General features: G+C 34.0%; 18 protein-coding genes and 1 pseudogene. 15 read left to right on the top strand and 4 right to left on the bottom strand.

Translation table 11 applies throughout. The annotated features are described in order from the left end of the window. Positions 1-87 precede the first annotated feature (87 nt). From DB891_RS15110 to DB891_RS15080, 7 genes are all read left to right on the top strand, one after another. Positions 88-2,394 (top strand): glycoside hydrolase family 65 protein, encoded by a 2,307-nt coding sequence (locus DB891_RS15110; RefSeq protein ID WP_116764418.1) that lies wholly within the window; start codon positions 88-90, stop codon positions 2,392-2,394. 126 nt (positions 2,395-2,520) lie between these two features. Beyond that, positions 2,521-4,359 carry a glycoside hydrolase family 13 protein gene (locus DB891_RS15105; protein WP_116764417.1) on the top strand — a complete coding sequence of 613 codons (1,839 nt, stop codon included), beginning with the start codon at positions 2,521-2,523 and terminating at the stop codon, positions 4,357-4,359. A 95-nt stretch (positions 4,360-4,454) separates the two neighbouring features. After that, a complete protein-coding gene (locus tag DB891_RS15100) occupies positions 4,455-6,905 on the top strand; it encodes a glycoside hydrolase family 31 protein (RefSeq protein ID WP_223256120.1) in 2,451 nt (816 codons plus the stop codon). A gap of 1 nt (position 6,906) precedes the next feature. Then, complete coding sequence (locus tag DB891_RS15095) at positions 6,907-8,580, top strand: alpha-amylase family glycosyl hydrolase (RefSeq protein ID WP_116764416.1); 1,674 nt, start codon at positions 6,907-6,909, stop codon at positions 8,578-8,580. 64 nt (positions 8,581-8,644) lie between these two features. Further along, positions 8,645-9,331 carry a glycerophosphodiester phosphodiesterase gene (locus DB891_RS15090; protein ID WP_116764415.1) on the top strand — a complete coding sequence of 229 codons (687 nt, stop codon included), beginning with the start codon at positions 8,645-8,647 and terminating at the stop codon, positions 9,329-9,331. Between the two features lie 345 nt (positions 9,332-9,676). After that, positions 9,677-10,885 carry a BaiN/RdsA family NAD(P)/FAD-dependent oxidoreductase gene (locus tag DB891_RS15085; protein WP_116764414.1) on the top strand — a complete coding sequence of 403 codons (1,209 nt, stop codon included), beginning with the start codon at positions 9,677-9,679 and terminating at the stop codon, positions 10,883-10,885. An 89-nt stretch (positions 10,886-10,974) separates the two neighbouring features. Then, positions 10,975-11,724, top strand: coding sequence for a hypothetical protein (locus tag DB891_RS15080; protein WP_116764413.1), 750 nt, complete (start codon positions 10,975-10,977; stop codon positions 11,722-11,724). Positions 11,725-11,774: 50 nt separating this feature from the next. Here the strand turns inward: DB891_RS15080 and DB891_RS15075 are convergent, their stop codons facing one another. After that, entirely contained in the window at positions 11,775-12,251 is a 477-nt protein-coding gene (locus tag DB891_RS15075; RefSeq protein ID WP_116764429.1) for a TspO/MBR family protein, read from the bottom strand. A gap of 109 nt (positions 12,252-12,360) precedes the next feature. Between DB891_RS15075 and DB891_RS15070 the strand changes: the two genes are divergently transcribed. From DB891_RS15070 to DB891_RS15035, 8 genes are all read left to right on the top strand, one after another. Next, complete coding sequence (locus DB891_RS15070; RefSeq protein ID WP_116764412.1) at positions 12,361-13,443, top strand: diphosphomevalonate/mevalonate 3,5-bisphosphate decarboxylase family protein; 1,083 nt, start codon at positions 12,361-12,363, stop codon at positions 13,441-13,443. A gap of 39 nt (positions 13,444-13,482) precedes the next feature. Further along, positions 13,483-13,677 (top strand): hypothetical protein, encoded by a 195-nt coding sequence (locus tag DB891_RS15065; protein WP_124019525.1) that lies wholly within the window; start codon positions 13,483-13,485, stop codon positions 13,675-13,677. Positions 13,678-13,705: 28 nt separating this feature from the next. Next, the gene (locus DB891_RS15060; protein WP_116764410.1) at positions 13,706-13,924 is read left to right on the top strand and encodes a hypothetical protein; all 219 of its coding nucleotides are present in this window, start codon (positions 13,706-13,708) and stop codon (positions 13,922-13,924) included. Then, positions 13,924-14,226 (top strand): type II toxin-antitoxin system RelE/ParE family toxin, encoded by a 303-nt coding sequence (locus DB891_RS15055; RefSeq protein WP_116764409.1) that lies wholly within the window; start codon positions 13,924-13,926, stop codon positions 14,224-14,226. The genes DB891_RS15060 and DB891_RS15055 overlap by 1 nt, the downstream gene beginning before the upstream one ends. A 10-nt stretch (positions 14,227-14,236) precedes the next feature. After that, the gene (locus DB891_RS15050) at positions 14,237-15,175 is read left to right on the top strand and encodes a mevalonate kinase family protein (protein ID WP_116764428.1); all 939 of its coding nucleotides are present in this window, start codon (positions 14,237-14,239) and stop codon (positions 15,173-15,175) included. A 49-nt stretch (positions 15,176-15,224) separates the two neighbouring features. Then, positions 15,225-16,181, top strand: coding sequence for a geranylgeranylglycerol-phosphate geranylgeranyltransferase (locus tag DB891_RS15045; protein WP_116764408.1), 957 nt, complete (start codon positions 15,225-15,227; stop codon positions 16,179-16,181). Between the two features lie 131 nt (positions 16,182-16,312). Next, on the top strand, positions 16,313-17,218 hold the full coding sequence (locus tag DB891_RS15040; protein WP_116764407.1) for a pseudouridine synthase: 906 nt from the start codon (positions 16,313-16,315) through the stop codon (positions 17,216-17,218). An 84-nt stretch (positions 17,219-17,302) separates the two neighbouring features. Further along, a complete protein-coding gene (locus DB891_RS15035) occupies positions 17,303-17,665 on the top strand; it encodes a nuclear transport factor 2 family protein (protein ID WP_116764406.1) in 363 nt (120 codons plus the stop codon). Between the two features lie 28 nt (positions 17,666-17,693). Here DB891_RS15035 and DB891_RS15030 read toward each other — a convergent pair whose 3' ends face one another. From DB891_RS15030 to DB891_RS15020, 3 genes and pseudogenes are all read right to left on the bottom strand, one after another. Beyond that, positions 17,694-18,113: a response regulator gene (locus tag DB891_RS15030; protein ID WP_116764405.1), complete on the bottom strand. Its 420-nt coding sequence runs from the start codon at positions 18,111-18,113 to the stop codon at positions 17,694-17,696. A 4-nt stretch (positions 18,114-18,117) separates the two neighbouring features. Next, positions 18,118-18,324: pseudogene (locus DB891_RS17995) on the bottom strand (ATP-binding protein); the annotation flags it as partial. Positions 18,325-18,339: 15 nt separating this feature from the next. After that, positions 18,340-19,857 carry a PAS domain S-box protein gene (locus DB891_RS15020; protein ID WP_116764404.1) on the bottom strand — a complete coding sequence of 506 codons (1,518 nt, stop codon included), beginning with the start codon at positions 19,855-19,857 and terminating at the stop codon, positions 18,340-18,342. Between the last annotated feature and the right edge of the window lie 98 nt (positions 19,858-19,955).

Here is a 19,955-nt window from a genome sequence, read left to right as displayed (position 1 = left end):
AACAAAAAGATAAGGTTAAAGAGGAATGAAGCAAAAAGGCTTTTTATCCATGATCTTCAAACCTTTCGCCTTAAACTTAAATAGACAATGAATCAAGATTATATAAAACCAGACAATTGGTCTATCATCGAAGAAGGATTTGATAGAGAAAGTGTAAAATCATCCGAAAGCCTTTTTAGCATTGGGAATGGTGCTATGGGTCAAAGAGCCAATTTTGAAGAAAATTATACGGGTGAAACTTTTCAAGGAAGCTATATCGCCGGAATTTACTATCCAGACAAAACCAAAGTAGGTTGGTGGAAAAATGGATATCCAGAATATTTTGCCAAGGTATTGAATGCTCCAAATTGGATTGGAATCAACATCGAAATTAACGGGGAAGATTTAGATTTGAATACCTGTACGGAAGTTAAAAATTTCCGTCGTGAGTTGAATATGAAAGAAGGTTGGTATAACCGTTCCTTTATTGCCACTTTGCAAAACGGAACTGAAATTTCAGCCAATATTCGTCGTTTTCTATCTGTAAATTTAGATGAAGTTGGTGTTATTAATTATGAAATCACGCCTTTAAACAAAGACGCAAAAATAATTTACAAACCCTATATTGATGCCGGTGTAACCAATGAAGATGCCAACTGGGATGAAAAATTCTGGAAGCCTCTTAATGTTAAAAAATACAGAAACGAAGCTTTTGTAACGGCCCAAACTTTCAAAACGCATTTCAAGGTAACGACCTTCATGCAAAACACGATTTGGACGAATGGCGAAAAACAAAACCTTTCTCCAACGTCTGTTGATACGAGTACCGATAAAATTCTATTTTATTACGATGTCATTGTTGCCAAAGGCGAAAAAACGGGTATTCAAAAAATAGGTGGTTATACCGTTTCATTAAACCATGAGGACACTATAGCTGCAGCCGAAAATGTTATCCAGACCGCTTTAGCAAAAGGATATGATCAATTGTTACAAGACCAAATCGATGCTTGGGCAAAAATTTGGGAAATGTCAGACATCACTATTGACGGAGATGTAAAAGCACAACAAGGAATTCGTTTTAATATTTTCCAGTTAAACCAAACCTATTTAGGAAAAGATTCCCGTCTCAATATTGGACCAAAAGGATTTACTGGAGAGAAATACGGAGGATCTACTTATTGGGATACCGAGGCTTATTGTATTCCGTTTTATATGGCTACAAAAGACCAGCAAGTAGCCCGTAATTTATTGACGTATCGCTACAATCAATTGGATAAAGCAATAGAAAATGCCGAGAAAAACTTAGGTTTTAAAAACGGAGCGGCTTTATACCCAATGGTTACCATGAATGGAGAGGAATGTCATAACGAATGGGAAATCACTCACGAAGAAATTCATCGAAATGGCGCCATTGCTTTTGCCATTTTTAACTATTATCGTTTTACGGGAGATTACAGTTACATTCCAGAAAAAGGGCTAGAAGTATTAATTGGGATTGCCCGTTTTTGGCACCAAAGAGCTTCTTTCTCCAAAAACAAAAATCAATATATGATTTTAGGAGTAACTGGACCTAACGAATACGAAAACAATATCAACAATAATTTCTACACCAATTATATAGCCAAATGGTGTATTGATTATGCTTACGAACAAATTCAAAAAGTTTCATTAGAATACCCATCAGACCATAAACGCATTATGGAAAAGGTAAAACTATCTGAAACTGAATTGCAGGAATGGAATGAAGTAGCCGGTAATATGTATTTCCCAAAATCGGAAGAAATGGGCATTTACTTGCAACAAGATGGATTTTTGGACAAAGATTTAGTTCCTGTAAAAGACCTAGACCGTGCTCAAAGACCAATCAACCAAAAATGGTCTTGGGATCGTGTATTGCGTTCGCCTTATATCAAGCAAGCTGACGTATTGCAGTGTTTCTATTTCTTTGAAGATCATTTTTCTAAAGAAGAATTGGAACGCAATTTTGATTTTTACGAATCGTTTACCGTGCATGAAAGTTCGCTTTCCCCTTGTGTGCATTCAATCCAAGCGGCCAAATTGGACAAAATGGATATGGCCTATGCTTTCTATTTGAGAACGTCTCGTTTGGATCTTGATGATTATAACAAAGAAGTAGAAGAAGGTTGTCATATCACATCAATGGCCGGAACTTGGATGAGTATTGTTGAAGGATTTGGTGGAATGAGAGTCAAAGGTGACACGCTTCATTTCTCTCCAAAAATCCCAAAAGAATGGGAAGGATACTCTTTTAAAATTAATTTCAGAAATCAAATTTTGAAAATTGCAATCAATCATAAAGAAACCATACTTACTCTCGAAGGTTCGAAAGAACTTACCGTTTTCGTAAATGAAACTGCTATTTTGGTGAAACCAAATAGTTTGGTTATGGTATAAAATTTAATAAAAAAAGAACCATTAAGGCATTAAGATTCATTAAGACAAAACTTAATTTTCTTAATGTCTTAATGGTTTAAAAAAAATACGGTTTAGACTTTAAAAACATCTTTAATTGTTTAAAACATGAAAAAAACAATCTTTCTTTTCTTTTTTATCACTACTCCCCTTTTTGCACAAATAGATAGAGTTGAACCTCCTTTCTGGTATGTAGGAATGCACAATCCAGAATTGCAAATTATGTTTTATGGTAAAAACATTGCGCAAAATGAAGTAACAGTATCCAATAATATTGTTATAAAAGAAGTCAAAAAAACAGAAAATACAAATTACCTTTTCGTTACTATTGACACTAAAAATACAACGGCACAAGATTTTATTTTTTCATTTTCGAAAGACAAAAAAGCCGTATTCACAAAAAAATATGCTTTAAAGCAAAGAAGAGAAAATTCGGCTTCCAGAAAAAGTTATGATGCATCCGATTTGATTTATCTGGTGATGTCCGATCGTTTCGCCAATGGTAACCCTAAAAATGACAGCGATAAATCGGTCTTTGAAAAAGGAAATAGATCACTCCCCGGAGGAAGGCATGGTGGTGATATTGCAGGCATGATTCAACATTTAGATTATATAAAAGAATTGGGCGCAACGGCACTTTGGCCAACACCGCTTTGCGAAGACAATGACAAAACTTATTCGTACCATACCTACGGGCAATCTGATGTTTATAAAATTGATCCGCGATTTGGAACCAATGAAGAATATATTAAACTTTCGACAGAATTACACAAACGCGACATGAAACTCATCATGGATTATGTAACCAACCATTGGGGAGCCCAACACTGGATGATAAAGGATTTACCAACATACGAATGGTTGCATCAATTTCTGGGTTATGCTCAAACCAATTACAGAATGACAACCCAGTTTGATCCCAATGCGTCTCAAATTGATGCCAAAATGTGTATGGACGGTTGGTTTGTAAAATCAATGCCCGATTTGAATCAATCCAATCCATTGGTGAATACTTATTTGAAACAAAACGCCATTTGGTGGATTGAATATGCCGATTTGGATGGTTTTCGTGTAGACACCTATTCCTATTGCGACAAAAAAGGAATTGCCGAATGGACCAAAGCAATAACCGATGAATATCCCAATTTTAATATTGTAGGTGAAGTTTGGATGCACGATCAGGCACAAATGGCGTATTGGCAAAAAGACAGTAAAATTGCGGCTATAGAAAATTACAATTCGTATTTGCCATCTGTTATGGATTTTACATTAATGGAAACTTTAGCAAAAGTATTTAATGAAGATACTAATACTTGGAATGCAGGAATGGTAGATGTTTACGAGAATTTCACCAATGACTTTTTATATCCCAATATCAATAGCATCATGACTTTTGTGGAGAATCATGATACGAATCGTTTCAATGAAATTTACAAAAATGATTTTTCTAAATATAAAATGGCAATGACTTTGTTGGCAACTGTTCGCGGAATTCCACAAATCTATTATGGATCCGAAATTGGAATGTCTGGTAATAAAGACAAAGATGGCGATGCTGCCATTCGTCAAGATTTTCTAGGAGGTTGGGTTGGTGACAGCAATAATGCTTTTGCAAAAGCCGGAAGAACTGCTGAGCAACAACAGTTTTTTGATTTTTCTGCAAAATTATTCAATTGGAGAAAATCGAATGACGCCGTTCATTTTGGAAAAATGAAACATTACGTTCCAGAGAACAACGTTTATGTGTATTTTAGATATACCGATTCAAAATCGGTTATGGTGGTAATCAATAACAATAAAGAATCTAAAACTTTTCCATCCAGTCGTTTTCAGGAAAGTATTTTAAATTATAAAACAGGAAACGATGTGTTAACTGGAAAATCAATTGATTTAAAAAGCGATATCACTATCGATGGAAAATCAGTTTTAATTTTAGAATTGAAATAAAGATTTAAACCATATAAGTCATATAAGAACATGCATTGAGCGAGATTCTAGAAATGAAATAAAAGCTTAAATCTAGTTAAAACAAGCAGCCTTAAATGAACTTACATTACTTATATGGTTCAGAAAAATACAAAACAGTTATGAAAAAAATAATTCTATTTCTTTTAATTTCAAGTTTTTCTTTTGCACAAAATGCAAACAGAAAATTCGAAAGTTATAAAGTAGTCAAAAACACATTGGAAATAAAAACATCTGATGGAGTTTATTATATCAAGCCCTATTCGGATAAAATAGTAGAAACCACTTATTTGCCAATTGGAGAAAATTTGAATTCCAATTCACATGCCGTTGTTTTAACTCCTGAAAAAGTAGCTTTTAAAATAAAGCAAAGCCAAAACGAGCTAGTGTTTTCCTCTAATGGAATTAAGGTTTCTGTTGTAAAAAGCCCATTCAAAATTAGCTATTTGTACAAAAACAAACCGTTGATTTCTGAAAAAAATGGATATGTAAAAAGAGAGAATGCTGCCATTAGTAAAGAACAACCGAAAGAAACTTTGGAGTTTAATTTGGATGCTTCCGAAGCGCTTTATGGTGCTGGAGCTCGTGCTTTGGGTATGAATCGCCGTGGAAATCGTTTGGAGTTATACAACCAAGCCGATTATGGATACGGAAATCATTCGAAAAAAATGAACTTCTCTATTCCATTGGTGATGTCTTCCAAAATTTATGCCGTTCATTTTGATAACGGAGCCATCGGTTATTTGGATCTGGACAGTAAAAAAGACAACACATTGGTTTATGAAACCATTTCAGGCAGAAAAACATACCAAGTAATTGCAGGCGATACTTGGGCTGATTTGACTTCAAATTACACATCACTTACAGGAAAACAACCTTTAGTTCCTCGTTGGGCTTTGGGAAATTTCTCCAGCCGTTTTGGATATCATACACAAGCCGAAGTCACTAAAACGATAGACAAATACATCAAAGATGAAATTCCTGTAGATGCGATAATATTGGATTTGTATTGGTTTGGAAAAACCGTTCAGGGTACCATGGGGAATTTAGATTGGGACAAAGACAATTTCTCTGATCCTAAGAAAATGATAACCGATTTGAACAGCAAAGGAGTTAAAACGGTTTTGATAACGGAGCCTTTTATTCTGACAACTTCTAGCAAATGGCAGGAAGCCGTAGATAAAAAAGTATTGGCTACTGACAATCCCGAAGCTTCGGGAGGAAATCCATTTAAATATGATTTTTATTTTGGGAATACGGGATTGGTGGATGTTTTTAAACCCGAAGGAAAAACTTGGTTTTGGAATATCTATAAAGATTTAATCAACCAAGGAGTTGGTGGTTGGTGGGGCGATTTAGGGGAACCTGAAGTTTTTCCTTCAGCGGCTTTTACAGCTCAGGGTTCCGCTGATGAAGTACACAATATTTATGGACACACTTGGGCAAAAATGATCCGTGATGGGTATAACAATGAGTTCCCAAATGTGCGCCCTTTTATTTTAATGCGAGCTGGATATTCCGGTTCTCAAAATTATGGGATGATTCCGTGGTCTGGGGATGTGAGCCGTTCTTGGGAAGGATTGCAATCACAACCCGAAATTGCATTGCAAATGGGAATGCAGGGAATGGCCTATATGCATTCCGATTTAGGTGGATTTGCAGGGGATTATTTTGATAATGAATTGTACATTCGTTGGTTACAGTATGGCGTTTTCCAACCTGTATATCGTCCACACGCTCAAGAAGATGTGGCTTCAGAACCGGTTTATAAAGACATCATAACCAAGGCAAAAGCAAAAAAACAAATCGAGTTGCGTTACCAAATGCTGCCGTATAACTATACCTTAGCTTTTGAAAACAATAACAAAGGAATTCCATTGATGCGCCCCATATTCTTTGAAGAACCTGAAAATCAAAAACTATTGAATTCCTGTGATTCTTATTTGTGGGGGAATGATTTTTTGGTTACTCCAATTACTAAATCCGCTGTAACAAGTACTTCTATTTATTTTCCAAAAAGCAATAATTGGTATGATTTTTATACTGGAGAAAAACACCAAGCGGGTGCAACTGAAACGGTCGCAGTTTCAGCCGATAACATTCCGATTTTTGTACGGGGAGGCGCTTTTATACCGATGATAAAAACGATTCAAAACACAACTAAATATTCGTTGGCCGATTTTGATTTTCATTTTTATTATGACGAAAAAGCAACAAACAGTTTTGGCAAACTATATAATGATGATGGTTTGACATCAAATGCTTATGAAAAAGGAGCCTACGAAATACTGAATTTTTCAAGTACTATCACTACCAAAGTAATTACGTTAAAAATGAATACTACAGTTGGAAAATCATTTACTAGCGCGGATAAAAATGTTACTTTATTGGTTCATAATATCAGCGCCAAACCAACTAAGGTTATCATTAATGGTGTAAATACTGATTTTAAAATGAATGCAGCTACGCTTGAAATTCCAGTAGTATTGAAAAAAGGATTAGATAACGAAATTAAAATACAATTATAAAATGACAAAAAAAATCACAACACTGTCCTTTTTACTACTCTTGATCACTTCGATTGCTTTTGCGCAAGCAAAAAAAGAGACGAATATAAAATCAAAAACCGAAAAAACACCCTTTGTTTGGGAAGGCGCCAATTTGTATTTTTTGATGACAGACCGTTTTTATAATGGTGATAAATCAAATGATGTCAGTTTTAACAGAAACAAAAAAACCGGAAAACTTCGTGGTTTCGAAGGTGGAGACATCAAAGGTATTATTCAAAAACTAGACGAAGGCTATTTTACTAAATTAGGAATCAATGTAATTTGGTTTACCCCCGTTGTCGAACAAATTCACGATGGTGTAGATGAAGGGACTGGAATGAGCTACGGATTTCATGGCTATTGGGCGAGAGATTGGACCGCTTTAGACCCAAACTTCGGAACCAAAAAAGATTTAGAACAATTGGTTAAAAAAGCACATGCCAAAGGAATTCGTATCATGCTTGACGGCGTTATCAATCATACTGGACCAGTTACCGAAGTAGACACTGTTTGGCCAGAAGGTTGGGTAAGAACAGAGCCTAAATGCCAATACAGCAATTTCGAGAATACAACAGCTTGTACATTGGTTGCCAATTTACCTGATGTAAAAACGGAAAGCACTACAGCCGTAAGCCTCCCTCCTTTTTTAGTTGAAAAATGGAAAGCCGAAGGAAGATATGATAAAGAAGTGGCTTCATTGGATGCTTTTTTCAAAAGAACAGGCTATCCAAGAACTCCAAAATATTACATTATAAAATGGTTGACTGATTACATTACTGAATTTGGAATTGATGGATACAGAGCCGATACCGTTAAACATACCGACGAAACTGTTTGGGCCGATTTTAAAACACAGTGTGATTATTCCTTTGCCGATTGGAAAAAAAATAATCCAAATAAAGTATTAGACAATAATCCATTTTACACTATTGCAGAAGTCTATAATTACAACATTAGCGCAGGACAGCTATTTGATTTTGGAGACAAAAAAATAAATTATTATGAGAATGGTTTTACGGCCATGATCAATTTTGAATTTAAAAGTGATGCTCAAAAAGAGTATTCTTTTATGTTCAAAAAATATTCTGATTTGTTGAATAATCAATTGAAAGGATTCAGTGTGTTGAATTATTTATCATCACATGATGATGGAGGGCCATTTGATGCGAAACGTACCAAAAGTATTGAAAGCGGTACAAAATTAGTGTTGACACCTGGTATTTCTCAAGTATATTACGGTGATGAATCAGCTCGTTCTCTAGTTGTTGAAGGAACTCAAGGCGATGCAACATTACGTTCATTTATGAATTGGGATGCTATAAAAACCGATGCAAATACTCAAAAAGTGCTGTTGCATTGGCAAAAGTTAGGGCAATTTAGAGCCAATCATCCATCAGTAGGAGCTGGTATGAATGTAGAAATTTCGACAAAACCTTATGTGTGTTCCAGAACTTTTACTAAAGGAAATTATACAGACACAGTGGTAATTGGTTTGGATTTAGCCAAAGGAAAAAAAGAAATTTCCGTAGGTTCTGCCTTTAAAGAAGGTGCCAAACTAAGAGACACTTATTCTGGTAAAACGGCAGTTGTGTCAAAAGGAAAAGTAGCAATCGATAGCGAGTTTGACATTATATTATTAGAATTGAAAAAATAGTTAGTTAGTTTTGAATTGGAACGCCTTTAGTAATGAAGGCGTTTTTTTTTATATTTGTTAAACCATGAATGAAATTCTCAAAATAGGACATCGCGGAGCTAATGGCTACGAGCCCGAAAACACATTGATCTCTTTTCAAAAAGCGATAGAGATGGGTGCTAACGGTATTGAACTGGATGTGCATTTAAGCTCAGATGGTCATTTGATCGTTATTCACGATGAAACCATAGACCGAACAACCAATGGAAAAGGTACTGTAAACCAACTCACTTTACAGGAATTAAAATCGTTTCGAATCAATAATAAATATGAAATTCCAACATTAGAGGAAGTTTTGGATTTGATCAATAAACGCTGTTTTATCAATATTGAATTGAAAAATCAAGATACCGCAGAGCAAGTGGTTCAATTAATAGAACGTAACATTTCAGAAAACAATTGGAATCACACTCATTTTTTGGTATCCAGTTTTGATTGGAATGCCCTGCAACAAGTTCGGTTTTTAAACGAGGATATTCGAATCGGAGTTCTAACAGAAACCGATATGGATCTGGCATTTTCATTTGCCCGATTTATAAAAGCCGAAGCCTTGCATCCCGACTTTCAATTATTAACTAATGAATATACCGTAAAAATTCAAGAAAAAGGAATTCGGGTTTTTCCTTGGACAGTAAATGATAAGGAGGATATACAAAGAATGAAATCATTCAAAGTGGATGGAATAATCACCGATTTTTTAGATCGGATTTAAAGAGGTTTGAACTTACATTCTTTCAAAAACGAATGCTTACCTTTGCACTCTAAATTATTTGATGCTTTTGTCTTTAAAATAAAGTAACAAATAACCCGTTGAGTGTAATTCTGTTTAAATAAAAAATAAACCACATAGATACATAGATTTATAACTAATAATTAAAGAATGAATAGAAATAGCACTATTTTTCACATAGATTGTCTATGTGAAAAGTAAAACATCTATCAAACTCTTTTCAAAAACTATAAATTCTATGTCTCTATGTGGTAAAAAATAATTACACCCAACGGGTTAACAAATAATAAAATCAATCGAACACATTTTCAATTTCCTTACTAAATCATGAATCAAAATTTTGACATACTAATTGTTGGCGGAGGTGCCGCCGGTTTTTTTACGGCCATCAATATTGTAGAGAAGGACCCCAAAATTAAGGTTGCCATTCTAGAAAGAGGATCCGAAGTACTGGGAAAAGTTCGTGTTTCTGGAGGAGGACGCTGCAATGTAACCCATGCTTGTTTTGAACCCAATGAATTGGTGAAATTTTATCCTCGTGGCGAGAAAGAATTGCGCGGTCCGTTTCACCAATTTTGTTCTGGTGATACTATCGAATGGTTCGAGAAACACGGCGTTGAACTCAAAATTGAAGAGGACGGCCGTATGTTTCCGGTTTCGAATTCCTCTCAAACCATTATTGATTGTTTTTTGAAAGCCACTCAAAAGCTCGGAATTGCGGTTCTCACAGGTCAAAGTGTTCAGTCTATTTTTAAAAAGGATAATTTTTGGAAAGTAGAAACACAAAGCGAAAATTATATAGCCGAGAAATTGGTTCTTGCCACAGGTAGCAACCCGAAAATTTGGGAAATGCTTCAACAACAAGGTCATGCGATTGTAAGTCCCGTTCCATCGTTATTTACCTTTAACATAAAAGATTCCCGAATCAAAGAACTGCCTGGTGTGGCGGCTCAAGTTACGGTAAAAGTCAAAGACACCAAATTAACTTCAACAGGTCCTTTGTTGATCACGCATTGGGGAATGAGCGGTCCGGCCATTTTAAAACTATCGGCTTGGGGAGCGCGGATTTTATTCGATAAAAACTATCAGTTTACCATTTTTGTGAATTGGCTCAACGATGTTGATGCCGAGGATGCCGAGAAAGTTTTAAAAACATTAAAACAAGAACACGCCAAAAAAGCCGTTTCGAAAAAATCTCCTTTTGATTTTCCGAATCGTCTTTGGGAAAGTTTGGTTTTAGCTTCGAATATAGAAACCGAAACCAAATGGGCAGATTTATCCAAAGTCCAAATACAAAATTTAGCCAATCAATTAACAAACGGAACTTTTCAAGTAAACGGAAAAAGTACTTTTAAAGAAGAGTTTGTAACTGCGGGCGGAATCGATTTAAAAGAAATCAACTTCAAAACCATGGAAAGTAAATTGCACGAAAACCTATATTTCGCTGGCGAAATTGTAAATATTGATGCGATTACGGGTGGATTTAATTTCCAGAATGCATGGACGAGCGGGTTTATTGTGGCGAATGCTATATAGTTAAAGAATTAATTAACAAAAATTTACATCAATTCTAAGCTTTTGTTAGAGACTATTGGGATATATTTACTTTCAATAAATTCTTACAGATGAAAGTAAAACTACTTCTTGCCCTATTCTTATTAGTCCATCAATTCAGTTTTTCACAAACAGAAAAGCTTCTTAAAGGAGTAGTTTCTTCAGACAATTTCTTGTTACAAAATGTGGATGTTATTAATAAAACTTCGCGAAAAAGCACCAAAACGAATGATAAAGGTGAATTTTTAATTGCTGTTACTGCAAATGACAGTCTGCTTTTTTATTCTAAAGATTTTAATTTAAAAAGGCTAAAAGTATCTCCAAAAGAGATTGAGTTAAACAATCTGCAAGTTGTAATGTTTAAAAAAGCAGAAGAATTAGATGAGGTGATAGTTGCAAAGAAGCAAAATTTAAAATTAAGCGAAAACAAAAAATACGAACAAAATAAACTAGACCAATATAGTACAGAAAAATTTGACAATAGGGAAGGGCATCAAGTTATGAGGGAGGGCACGTTTGTTAATGGGTTAAATTTTGTTACAATTGGCAAAAAGCTTTTGGATTTATTCTCAAAAGAAAAAGAACCCAAAAAAGTAACTCCTGAAATTGAATTTGCAGTATTGGCAAAAAACACCTGTGATCAAAAATTCTATCTTGAAACTTTAAAATTAAAACCAGAAGAAATTGATCTTTTTCTTCAATTTTGCGATGCTGATCCCAAATCCAAAATATTAATTTCGAGTTCAAACGAACTTAGTATGATGGATTTTTTGAGAACCAAAAATATTGAATTTCAAAAACTGATTAGTCTTCAAAACTAAATTTTATAGTTAACAACTCAGACTGTTTGCTAAAAACTGACCACTGCCAACTATCTGTTTAACCACCAAATGCTACCATTCAAAATCGTGGCAAAACTTACCCAAAGTAAATACGGAATAAATAAATAACCTGAAATTTTATTGATTTTGGCAAATTGAATATAGGTTTCATAAATCATCAACCATAGGATAATTATTTCCAGACCTGCTAACATTGGGTTTTTTAGCCCAAAAAACAAATAAGACCACAAGGCATTTAAAGCGAGCTGAATCGCGAAAAGCAATAACGCTTTTTTGACGATTTCTTTTTCAAAATCAATTCGATCCCAAACCAGTCCTGCAGCAATTCCCATCATGATATAAAGCATACTCCAAACGGGCGCAAAAATCCAATTGGGTGGATTAAAACTGGGTTTAATCAAAGTGGGGTACCAAGTCGTAATCGCAGAACGGGTGATAATTCCCGAAAAATAACCCACCACAAGACAGGTCACAACTATAGATAATATTCGAGTAATCTTATTCATTTTACTTTTTTTAGAAGTGCCAAAATTACTTAAAATTTCTAACGATTTACTTAATAAACCAATAAACGGCTTGGACAAAAAAAAGTATCTTTGCAAAAAAACACTATTCATGTTTGAAGCCAACGATTTTATACCATCAAAATACAGTAATTCAATAGACCAAGGTAGTTTTTCTTGGAGTGCACCCAGTAATATTGCATTAGTGAAATATTGGGGCAAAAAAGAAAATCAAATTCCCGCTAATCCATCGGTGAGTTTTACGTTGAATAATTGTAAAACGATGACTACTTTGGTTTTCGATAAAAAACAAAACGACGGCAATTTTTCTTTTGATTTGCTTTTTGAGGGGAAACCCAAAGAAGATTTCAAACCAAAAATTCAGAAATTCTTGGAGCGAGTTGAAAAATACTTGCCTTTTCTGAAAGACTATCATTTTACGATTGATACTCAAAATACGTTTCCCCATAGTTCTGGAATTGCTTCATCGGCATCTGGAATGGCGGCTTTGGCAATGAATTTCATGAGTTTAGAAAAAGCTTTAAATCCGGCAATGTCCGAAGAGTATTTCAATAGCAAAGCTTCTTTTTTGGCACGACTGGGTTCTGGAAGTGCCTGCAGAAGTGTAAAAGGACAAATAGTAGTTTGGGGAAATCAAGCCAACATAAAAGGAAGCTCTGATTTCTATGGAGTTGAATACCCGTATGCTATACATGATACTTTCAAAAATTTTCAAGACACAATTTTGTTAGTTGACAAAGGCGAAAAACAAGTTTCGAGTACGGTAGGTCATGATTTGATGCACGACCATCCTTTTGCTGAAAGGCGATTTGCTCAAGCACATGAAAATCTAGATAAACTAATTCCAGTTTTTGAGAATGGGAATCTTGAAGAATTTATCGCAATCGTCGAAAGCGAAGCTTTGACTTTGCATGCGATGATGATGACTTCTATGCCGTATTTTATTTTAATGAAACCCAACACCTTGCAAATCATTAATGCAATTTGGAAATTTAGAAATGAAACCAAAATCCCGGTTTGTTTTACCTTGGATGCAGGAGCTAATGTGCATGTTTTATATCCAAATGCCGTCAAAGAAAAAGTGCTGCAATTTATTGTTTCCGAATTAGTTGACTATTGCCAAAATGGTCAGTATCTTTGCGATGAAATTGGGAATGGTACTTTGTTAAGGTAAAGCAATTTTTTTATATCTTTAGTTCTTAATGGTATGATCATGGATTTGAATGCGGAGAAATTAGAATTGATAAAAAAGATAGTAAAAACAGAAGACCTTGGTCTTCTGCAAAAAATTAGAGCAATTTTTGAAGACAAAGAAAAAGAGGCTTGGGAGGAATTAACGCCCGAACAACAAGAAGAAATAAACATAACAATACAAAATGAAAATCGCGGAGATGTAGTCGATTTTTGAAATAATTTTCAAATTAAAAACAATAATCATGGACATTCAATTTGAAAAATCGGAATTGATGAAAAAGTTGGCAGAAACCAATGATATGTCAATAATTGAAGCCATTAAAAATATTTTCAAATCTGAAAAAAAAGACTTTTGGGACGAGTTAACGCAAGAACAAAAGGATGAAATTGAAGAAGGAGACAGACAAATTGAGAGAGGTGAGTTTGTGCTTTATGAAGATTTAATGAAAAAATACAGGTAATGAAAAGAGAGATTGTCTTTTCAAAAAATGCCGAAAAAAGTTTGATTGATTTATTGGAATATTTAGAATTTAAATGGTCAATAAAAGTTAGAGAAAAATTCATTTCAAAACTAGATGAGTCAATTTACTTAATTCAAAATGAACCTGAAATCTTTCCAAAATCTCAAATAAATAAAAATCAGTATAAATGTGTACTGTCGAAACAGACAACGATTTATTACAGATACAACAGAAAAGAAGTAAGGATTTTGTCATTATTTGACACAAGACAAAACCCTTCAAAAATTAAAAAAATACAATAAATATCCCCAAATGAAAGGACCTTTATTTTACTCAAAAATATTACTCTTTGGAGAATACGGAATAATTCGTGACTCTAAAGGCTTATCAATTCCTTATAATTTTTACAATGGCGCTCTAAAGAAAGATGGAAATTCTTCGGATGAAGCAGTACAATCTAATGGCCATTTGAAACGATTTGTAACTTATCTGGAGCAATTACAAAAAGAACAACCCGATTTGGTGACTTTTGATTTAGATACTTTAAATAATGATGTTCAAACGGGAATGTATTTTGACTCCAGTATTCCGCAAGGATATGGAGTAGGGAGTAGTGGCGCTTTGGTAGCGGCTATTTACGATAAATATGCACAAAATAAAATAACCGTTTTAGAGAACTTAACACGAGAAAAGCTGCTAACACTCAAAACTATTTTTTCACAAATGGAGAGCTTTTTTCACGGAAAAAGTTCTGGATTAGATCCATTGAACAGCTATTTGAGTATTCCAATTTTGATCAATTCGAAAGACAATATTGAAGCTACCGGAATTCCTACCCAAAGTTTTGACGGAAAAGGAGCGGTATTTTTATTAGACTCAGGAATTGTAGGAGAAACGGCTCCTATGGTTAATATTTTTATGGAAAACCTGAAAGACAAAGGGTTTCGCACGATGTTGAAAAATCAATTTGTAAAATACACAGATGCTTGTGTAGAAAATTTCTTGGGTGGTGATATGAAGTCATTATTTGAAAATACCAAAAAATTATCTAAAGTGGTGTTAAACAATTTTAAACCGATGATTCCAGAACAATTTCATGGTATTTGGCAAGCAGGAATAGATTCAAATGATTATTATTTAAAATTATGTGGTTCTGGCGGTGGCGGCTATATTCTTGGATTTACCGAAGATTTGGAACGAGCAAAAGCATCATTGAAGGACTTTAAATTAGAAGTCGTTTATCAATTTTAATTCATCAAAACAATTTACGCATAGCACTTACAAACTCTAAACCTACTCCATGTTAAGCAGGCAGAATAAACTATTTGTATTAAAAATGATCAGTTTGTTTTCTGTCGTTAGAGGCTATAACATCCCCATTATTGCTTTAGCCCAATATTTGTCTGCCATTTTTATATTGGCTCCTGAAAGAAGGGCTTTGTACATATTATTAGACTTTCAGCTTTTCATTATTGTATTGGCTTCCAGTTTGACAATTGCTTCAGGATACATCATCAATAGCTTTTACGACAGTAAAAAAGACTTAATCAATCGTCCCAATAAATCACAATTAGATCGTTTGGTGAGTCAAAAAACCAAGTTAAAAGTCTATTTTAGTCTTAATTTTTTTGTGGCTTTAATCGCTTTTTTCGTTTCTTTTAGAGCTGTTTTATTCTTTTCAGTTTATATTTTCTTGATTTGGTTTTATTCTCATAAAATCAAAAAATACACTTTAGTTGGGAATTTAATGGCGGCTTTTTTGGCCGTTCTTCCTTTTTTTGGAATTCTGCTGTATTTTTATTTAAAAATGCCATTGTACGAAATCGAAAACAACAGCGCTAAACTTTCCGTGATTCTTTCCCACGCCTCTTTCTTATTCCTATTAATCTTGATTCGGGAAATGATAAAGGATTTAGAAAATTTAAAGGGAGATTTGGCAAATGACTATAAAACCATTCCTATTATTTATGGAGAGGAAGTTTCCAAAAAAATAATTACCGGATTGACACTTACTACTATTGTACCCGTTTATTTTTTGATAAATGTTTATGACGTTGGTTATATGGATATTTACTTTTACAGCTGCTTTATAGTTTTAATTTTATTCTTGCTATACATGTGGAAATGGAATACCAAAGAACAATATGTGCTACTGCACAACGTTTTGAAATTCCTTATTGTTTCGGGCGTATTTTGTATTGTGTTAATCAATCCAAGCGTTTTGTGGCACGGTAAAAAAATATTGATGACCATTTAAAGTTTCTTTGGCATTTTAATCGTTTCTAATTCAAATTAAAACCCAATTAACGAAGTAGTTAGGGTATTCTAATTGTTAAAAATCGTTTCCCAATGATATAAATAGTATCTTTGCACAAATTATAGAATATTATGAACAATAAGGAAGGCAATAATAGAGGAAGTGGACCAAGAGCAAACAGCTCAAGACCTAGTTCAAATAAGCCAAAACCTGCGATGCAAAAAAGGGCACAAGGTCCAAAAAAAGTAAAAACAATTGTTAAAGTTGCCGATACTACTGATAAAGTAGAGAAAAAACCGAATCAAGCACCGAAAAGACCTAAAGTAAAAGACGAAATTCGTTTGAATAAGTACATCTCAAATTCTGGAGCTTGTTCCCGTCGTGATGCCGATATTTATATCCAATCGGGGACTGTGAAAGTAAACGGAATTCCTGTTGTAGAAATGGGATATATGGTAAAACCAGGAGATGTAGTGAATTTTGACGGAGCTGTTTTAACTCCTGAGAAAAAAGTATATATCTTATTAAACAAGCCTAAAAACTTTACAACGGCTCTTGATGAAGGTCAAGAATATCGTAATGTATTAGAACTAGTTAAAGGATCAACCACTTCTAAAATTGCTCCAATAGGAAGAATGGATAAGAATACAACCGGTCTTTTATTGTTTACAAACGATACCGATATGATTCGTAAATTTACATTGCCGAGTCAAAAATCTTCAAAAATCTATCAAGTTTCTTTGGATAAAAATTTAAAATTTGAAGATTTAGAAAAAATCAACAAAGGACTTGTTCTTGACGGACACCGCGTTTATGTTGAAGATGTAAGTTATATTGAGGGAGAGGCTAAAAGCGAAATTGGAATTCAATTAAGATCTGCTAACGTAAAAGTGGTTCGTGCTATTTTTGAAAATTTCAGTTATGATGTTTTAAGAATCGACCGTGTAGCTTTTGCAGGTTTGACCAAGAAAAATTTACCAAGAGGTAATTGGAGATTGCTTACAGAACAAGAAATTATCAATCTGAAGAACGTATAATAGTTCTTTAGAGAAGAATACAAAATCCCTTTCACTTCAAAATGTTAAGGGATTTTTAATTTAATACCATTTAAAATAAACAGAATGACATCAGAAAAATTACAATCAATTGCCTTTAAATGGTTTGAAGCATTTAACAATCATAATTTAGAACAATTGTTATCTCTTTATGACGATGATGCGGAACATTTTAGTCCAAAACTAAAAATTCGCAAACCTGAAACCAACGGCTTGGTAATAGGCAAACAAGCATTACGAGATTGGTGGCAAGAGGCCTTTGATCGTTTACCCTCATTACATTACAAAGTAACCTCTCTTACGGCTAATGCTGATCGCGTTTTTATGGAATACATACGTACTGTTGACGGGGAGGAAGACATGCTTGTTGCAGAAGTTCTTGTGGTTAAAGAAAATAAAATTGTAGCTTCAAGAGTCTATCATGGATAGTAACTTAACGGCTTAACCGTTTAAAATATCATGAAAAATATTGATTCATAATTGAATTAAGTCCTTCCATAGTAAGTATTTTGTTTTGAAAACCGGAAATAACAGGAAGATTTGCAGCTCTTTCTTTATCATCTGGATTTAGTGAGCTCGTGAGCATTACAATTATAACTTCTCCTTTTTGATTCTCATCCAATTTAGAGAAAGCCTCAGCAAACTCCCAACCATCCATCACTGGCATATTGATGTCGAGCAATATCAACATTGGCTTTGGAAAAATACCGTCAGAATTTTCATATTTACCGCTGTTTTTTAAGTATTCTATAGCTTGTTGTTCATTCAACACAGTCTCTATATGGTCTGTTATGCCTGCCTTTTTGATAAGCATTTTGCTAATAAAATTAGTAGCCATATCATCATCGATTAACAAAACTGAATTTAATTTTTTCATGCTTCTATTTTTTTGGTAAGGTGAAATTAATGATACTGCCCTGTCCGAATTTAGATTCTATCCAAATGACTCCTCCGTGTAATGCTATGATTTTTTTGCAAAGAGCAAGTCCTATTCTTATCCCTGAATATTCTTCACGATCATGAAGCCGTTTAAAAATAACAAAAGCTTTTTCTCTGTTATTCTCTTCAATACCAATGCCATTATCTTCTACAGAGAAAAGCCATCAATCTTCTTCCAATTTCGCCGTTATATTGATTATTAATGGGACTTCTTTTTTCCTAAATTTAATAGCATTTGTGATTAAATGCTGAAAAAGCTGAATCAATTCTACTGAATATCCCTCGATACGGGGTAAATGTTGCACATTGATTTGAACTTCGCTTTCTTTAATTAAATCAGTTAATGAGTCAATGGCTTCGTTTACTACTTCATTACAGTCAACCGTGGTTATTTCAATCTGACTTCCTATTCTGGAATAGTCCAATAATCCTTTCACTAATTTTTGCATTCTATCCGATGATTCCAGAATGAAATCAAGATATTGATTTATATTTTCATTTAGACCTTTAGGAAAGTCTGCTTTAATAAGGTCCGAAAAACATTTAAGAGTCAGTAAAGGCTCTTGAAGATCGTGGGAAGTAATATAAGCAAATTGTTCTAACTCTTTATTTTGAATTTGCAATTTTTTGTTTTGATTTTCAATTTTAAATTCACTCTCTTTCCGTTGGGTTATATCTCTTGCAATACCATCAATATGCGGAGCTCCTTCTTTGCTATAAATTATTTTAGCATTTAAAGAAATATATTTTATTAATCCCGATTTAGTTTTAATCATCGTTTCATGATTATTTAGTACCCCTTTTTCTTTTACTAAATTAATCACATAGTCTTTTTCCTTTTCATCGGCTTTTAATGTATAAGTTGGTTGACCAATTAGTTCTTCTGGCTTGTATTCGCAAAGCTCAACTATAGATGGGCTTAAATTGTAAAAAACCCCATTCATATCTGTTTGAAAAATCACATCTTGGATATTTTCGAATATATCACGGTAGTTTACCTCACTCTTTTTTAAGGCTTCTTCGGCTTTTATTTGTTCCGTAATATTGGTTGAAATAATTGTCGCTCCTATAATGGTATTGTTTTGATTTACAATAGGGCTAGTTCTTAATTCCCAATAACTGTTAGTTACGTCAAAGTGTCTTATGGTAGTGATGCTTTCGCCCAAAAAAACTTTTTCTAAGACACTTATGGCTTCTTTTATTTCATCTTTACTTATTAAGCAATCCTGCAGTCTCATGCCTAGAGCTATTGAAATGTTATTCATTAGTTTCATGTTTGCACTATGAAGACTGTTAAAACTCAAATACTCATAATTTAGACCGATGGAATAAATGCTAATATCTTTGGGACTTTCTATTGTAGATTGCAAGATGTCTTGTTTTTTGCGAAGATTTGCTTCGCTTACTTTAAGGAAATCTTCGGCTCTTTGTCGTTCCGCTAAAATACCTGCTAAAAACAGACTGCAAATTGTAATTACACTCAAGAATAAATCCAAAAACAAGATGGAGTTATTAATATTGTCCTTTACAAATGGTCCAATCCCTAAGCTGGTTACAATGAGAGTAAAGACGGTAATGACTACTATTATTGTTGAAGTGGTACGCATGCCAAAACGATAGCTTGACCCTAGCGCCAATGGAATTAACAGGTATTTAAGATGTCCTAGTTGAAAAAAAAACAATAATGCACAGCAGTATTGTCAATCCACACAATACGATCAATTCTATTGTATTCGAAAAGTTAATTTTGAAAGAATCTTTGTAATACCATGCCAAAATA

It is taken from the genome of Flavobacterium laiguense (assembly GCF_003097655.1).
Taxonomy (GTDB): Bacteria; Bacteroidota; Bacteroidia; order Flavobacteriales; family Flavobacteriaceae; genus Flavobacterium; species Flavobacterium laiguense.
The sequence above is the reverse complement of the archived record's forward strand: the minus strand, read 5'-3'. Positions and strand labels throughout refer to the sequence as shown.

What these genes read in the sequence shown, in the direction of transcription:
- DB891_RS15110 (WP_116764418.1), top strand. Translation starts at nt 88, where the DNA reads ATGAATCAAGATTATATAAAACCAGACAATTGGTCTATCATCGAAGAA.
- DB891_RS15105 (WP_116764417.1), top strand. Translation starts at nt 2,521, where the DNA reads ATGAAAAAAACAATCTTTCTTTTCTTTTTTATCACTACTCCCCTTTTT.
- DB891_RS15100 (WP_223256120.1), top strand. Translation starts at nt 4,455, where the DNA reads ATGAACTTACATTACTTATATGGTTCAGAAAAATACAAAACAGTTATG.
- DB891_RS15095 (WP_116764416.1), top strand. Translation starts at nt 6,907, where the DNA reads ATGACAAAAAAAATCACAACACTGTCCTTTTTACTACTCTTGATCACT.
- DB891_RS15090 (WP_116764415.1), top strand. Translation starts at nt 8,645, where the DNA reads ATGAATGAAATTCTCAAAATAGGACATCGCGGAGCTAATGGCTACGAG.
- DB891_RS15085 (WP_116764414.1), top strand. Translation starts at nt 9,677, where the DNA reads ATGAATCAAAATTTTGACATACTAATTGTTGGCGGAGGTGCCGCCGGT.
- DB891_RS15080 (WP_116764413.1), top strand. Translation starts at nt 10,975, where the DNA reads ATGAAAGTAAAACTACTTCTTGCCCTATTCTTATTAGTCCATCAATTC.
- DB891_RS15075 (WP_116764429.1), bottom strand. Translation starts at nt 12,251, where the DNA reads ATGAATAAGATTACTCGAATATTATCTATAGTTGTGACCTGTCTTGTG.
- DB891_RS15070 (WP_116764412.1), top strand. Translation starts at nt 12,361, where the DNA reads ATGTTTGAAGCCAACGATTTTATACCATCAAAATACAGTAATTCAATA.
- DB891_RS15065 (WP_124019525.1), top strand. Translation starts at nt 13,483, where the DNA reads ATGGATTTGAATGCGGAGAAATTAGAATTGATAAAAAAGATAGTAAAA.
- DB891_RS15060 (WP_116764410.1), top strand. Translation starts at nt 13,706, where the DNA reads ATGGACATTCAATTTGAAAAATCGGAATTGATGAAAAAGTTGGCAGAA.
- DB891_RS15055 (WP_116764409.1), top strand. Translation starts at nt 13,924, where the DNA reads ATGAAAAGAGAGATTGTCTTTTCAAAAAATGCCGAAAAAAGTTTGATT.
- DB891_RS15050 (WP_116764428.1), top strand. Translation starts at nt 14,237, where the DNA reads ATGAAAGGACCTTTATTTTACTCAAAAATATTACTCTTTGGAGAATAC.
- DB891_RS15045 (WP_116764408.1), top strand. Translation starts at nt 15,225, where the DNA reads ATGTTAAGCAGGCAGAATAAACTATTTGTATTAAAAATGATCAGTTTG.
- DB891_RS15040 (WP_116764407.1), top strand. Translation starts at nt 16,313, where the DNA reads ATGAACAATAAGGAAGGCAATAATAGAGGAAGTGGACCAAGAGCAAAC.
- DB891_RS15035 (WP_116764406.1), top strand. Translation starts at nt 17,303, where the DNA reads ATGACATCAGAAAAATTACAATCAATTGCCTTTAAATGGTTTGAAGCA.
- DB891_RS15030 (WP_116764405.1), bottom strand. Translation starts at nt 18,113, where the DNA reads ATGAAAAAATTAAATTCAGTTTTGTTAATCGATGATGATATGGCTACT.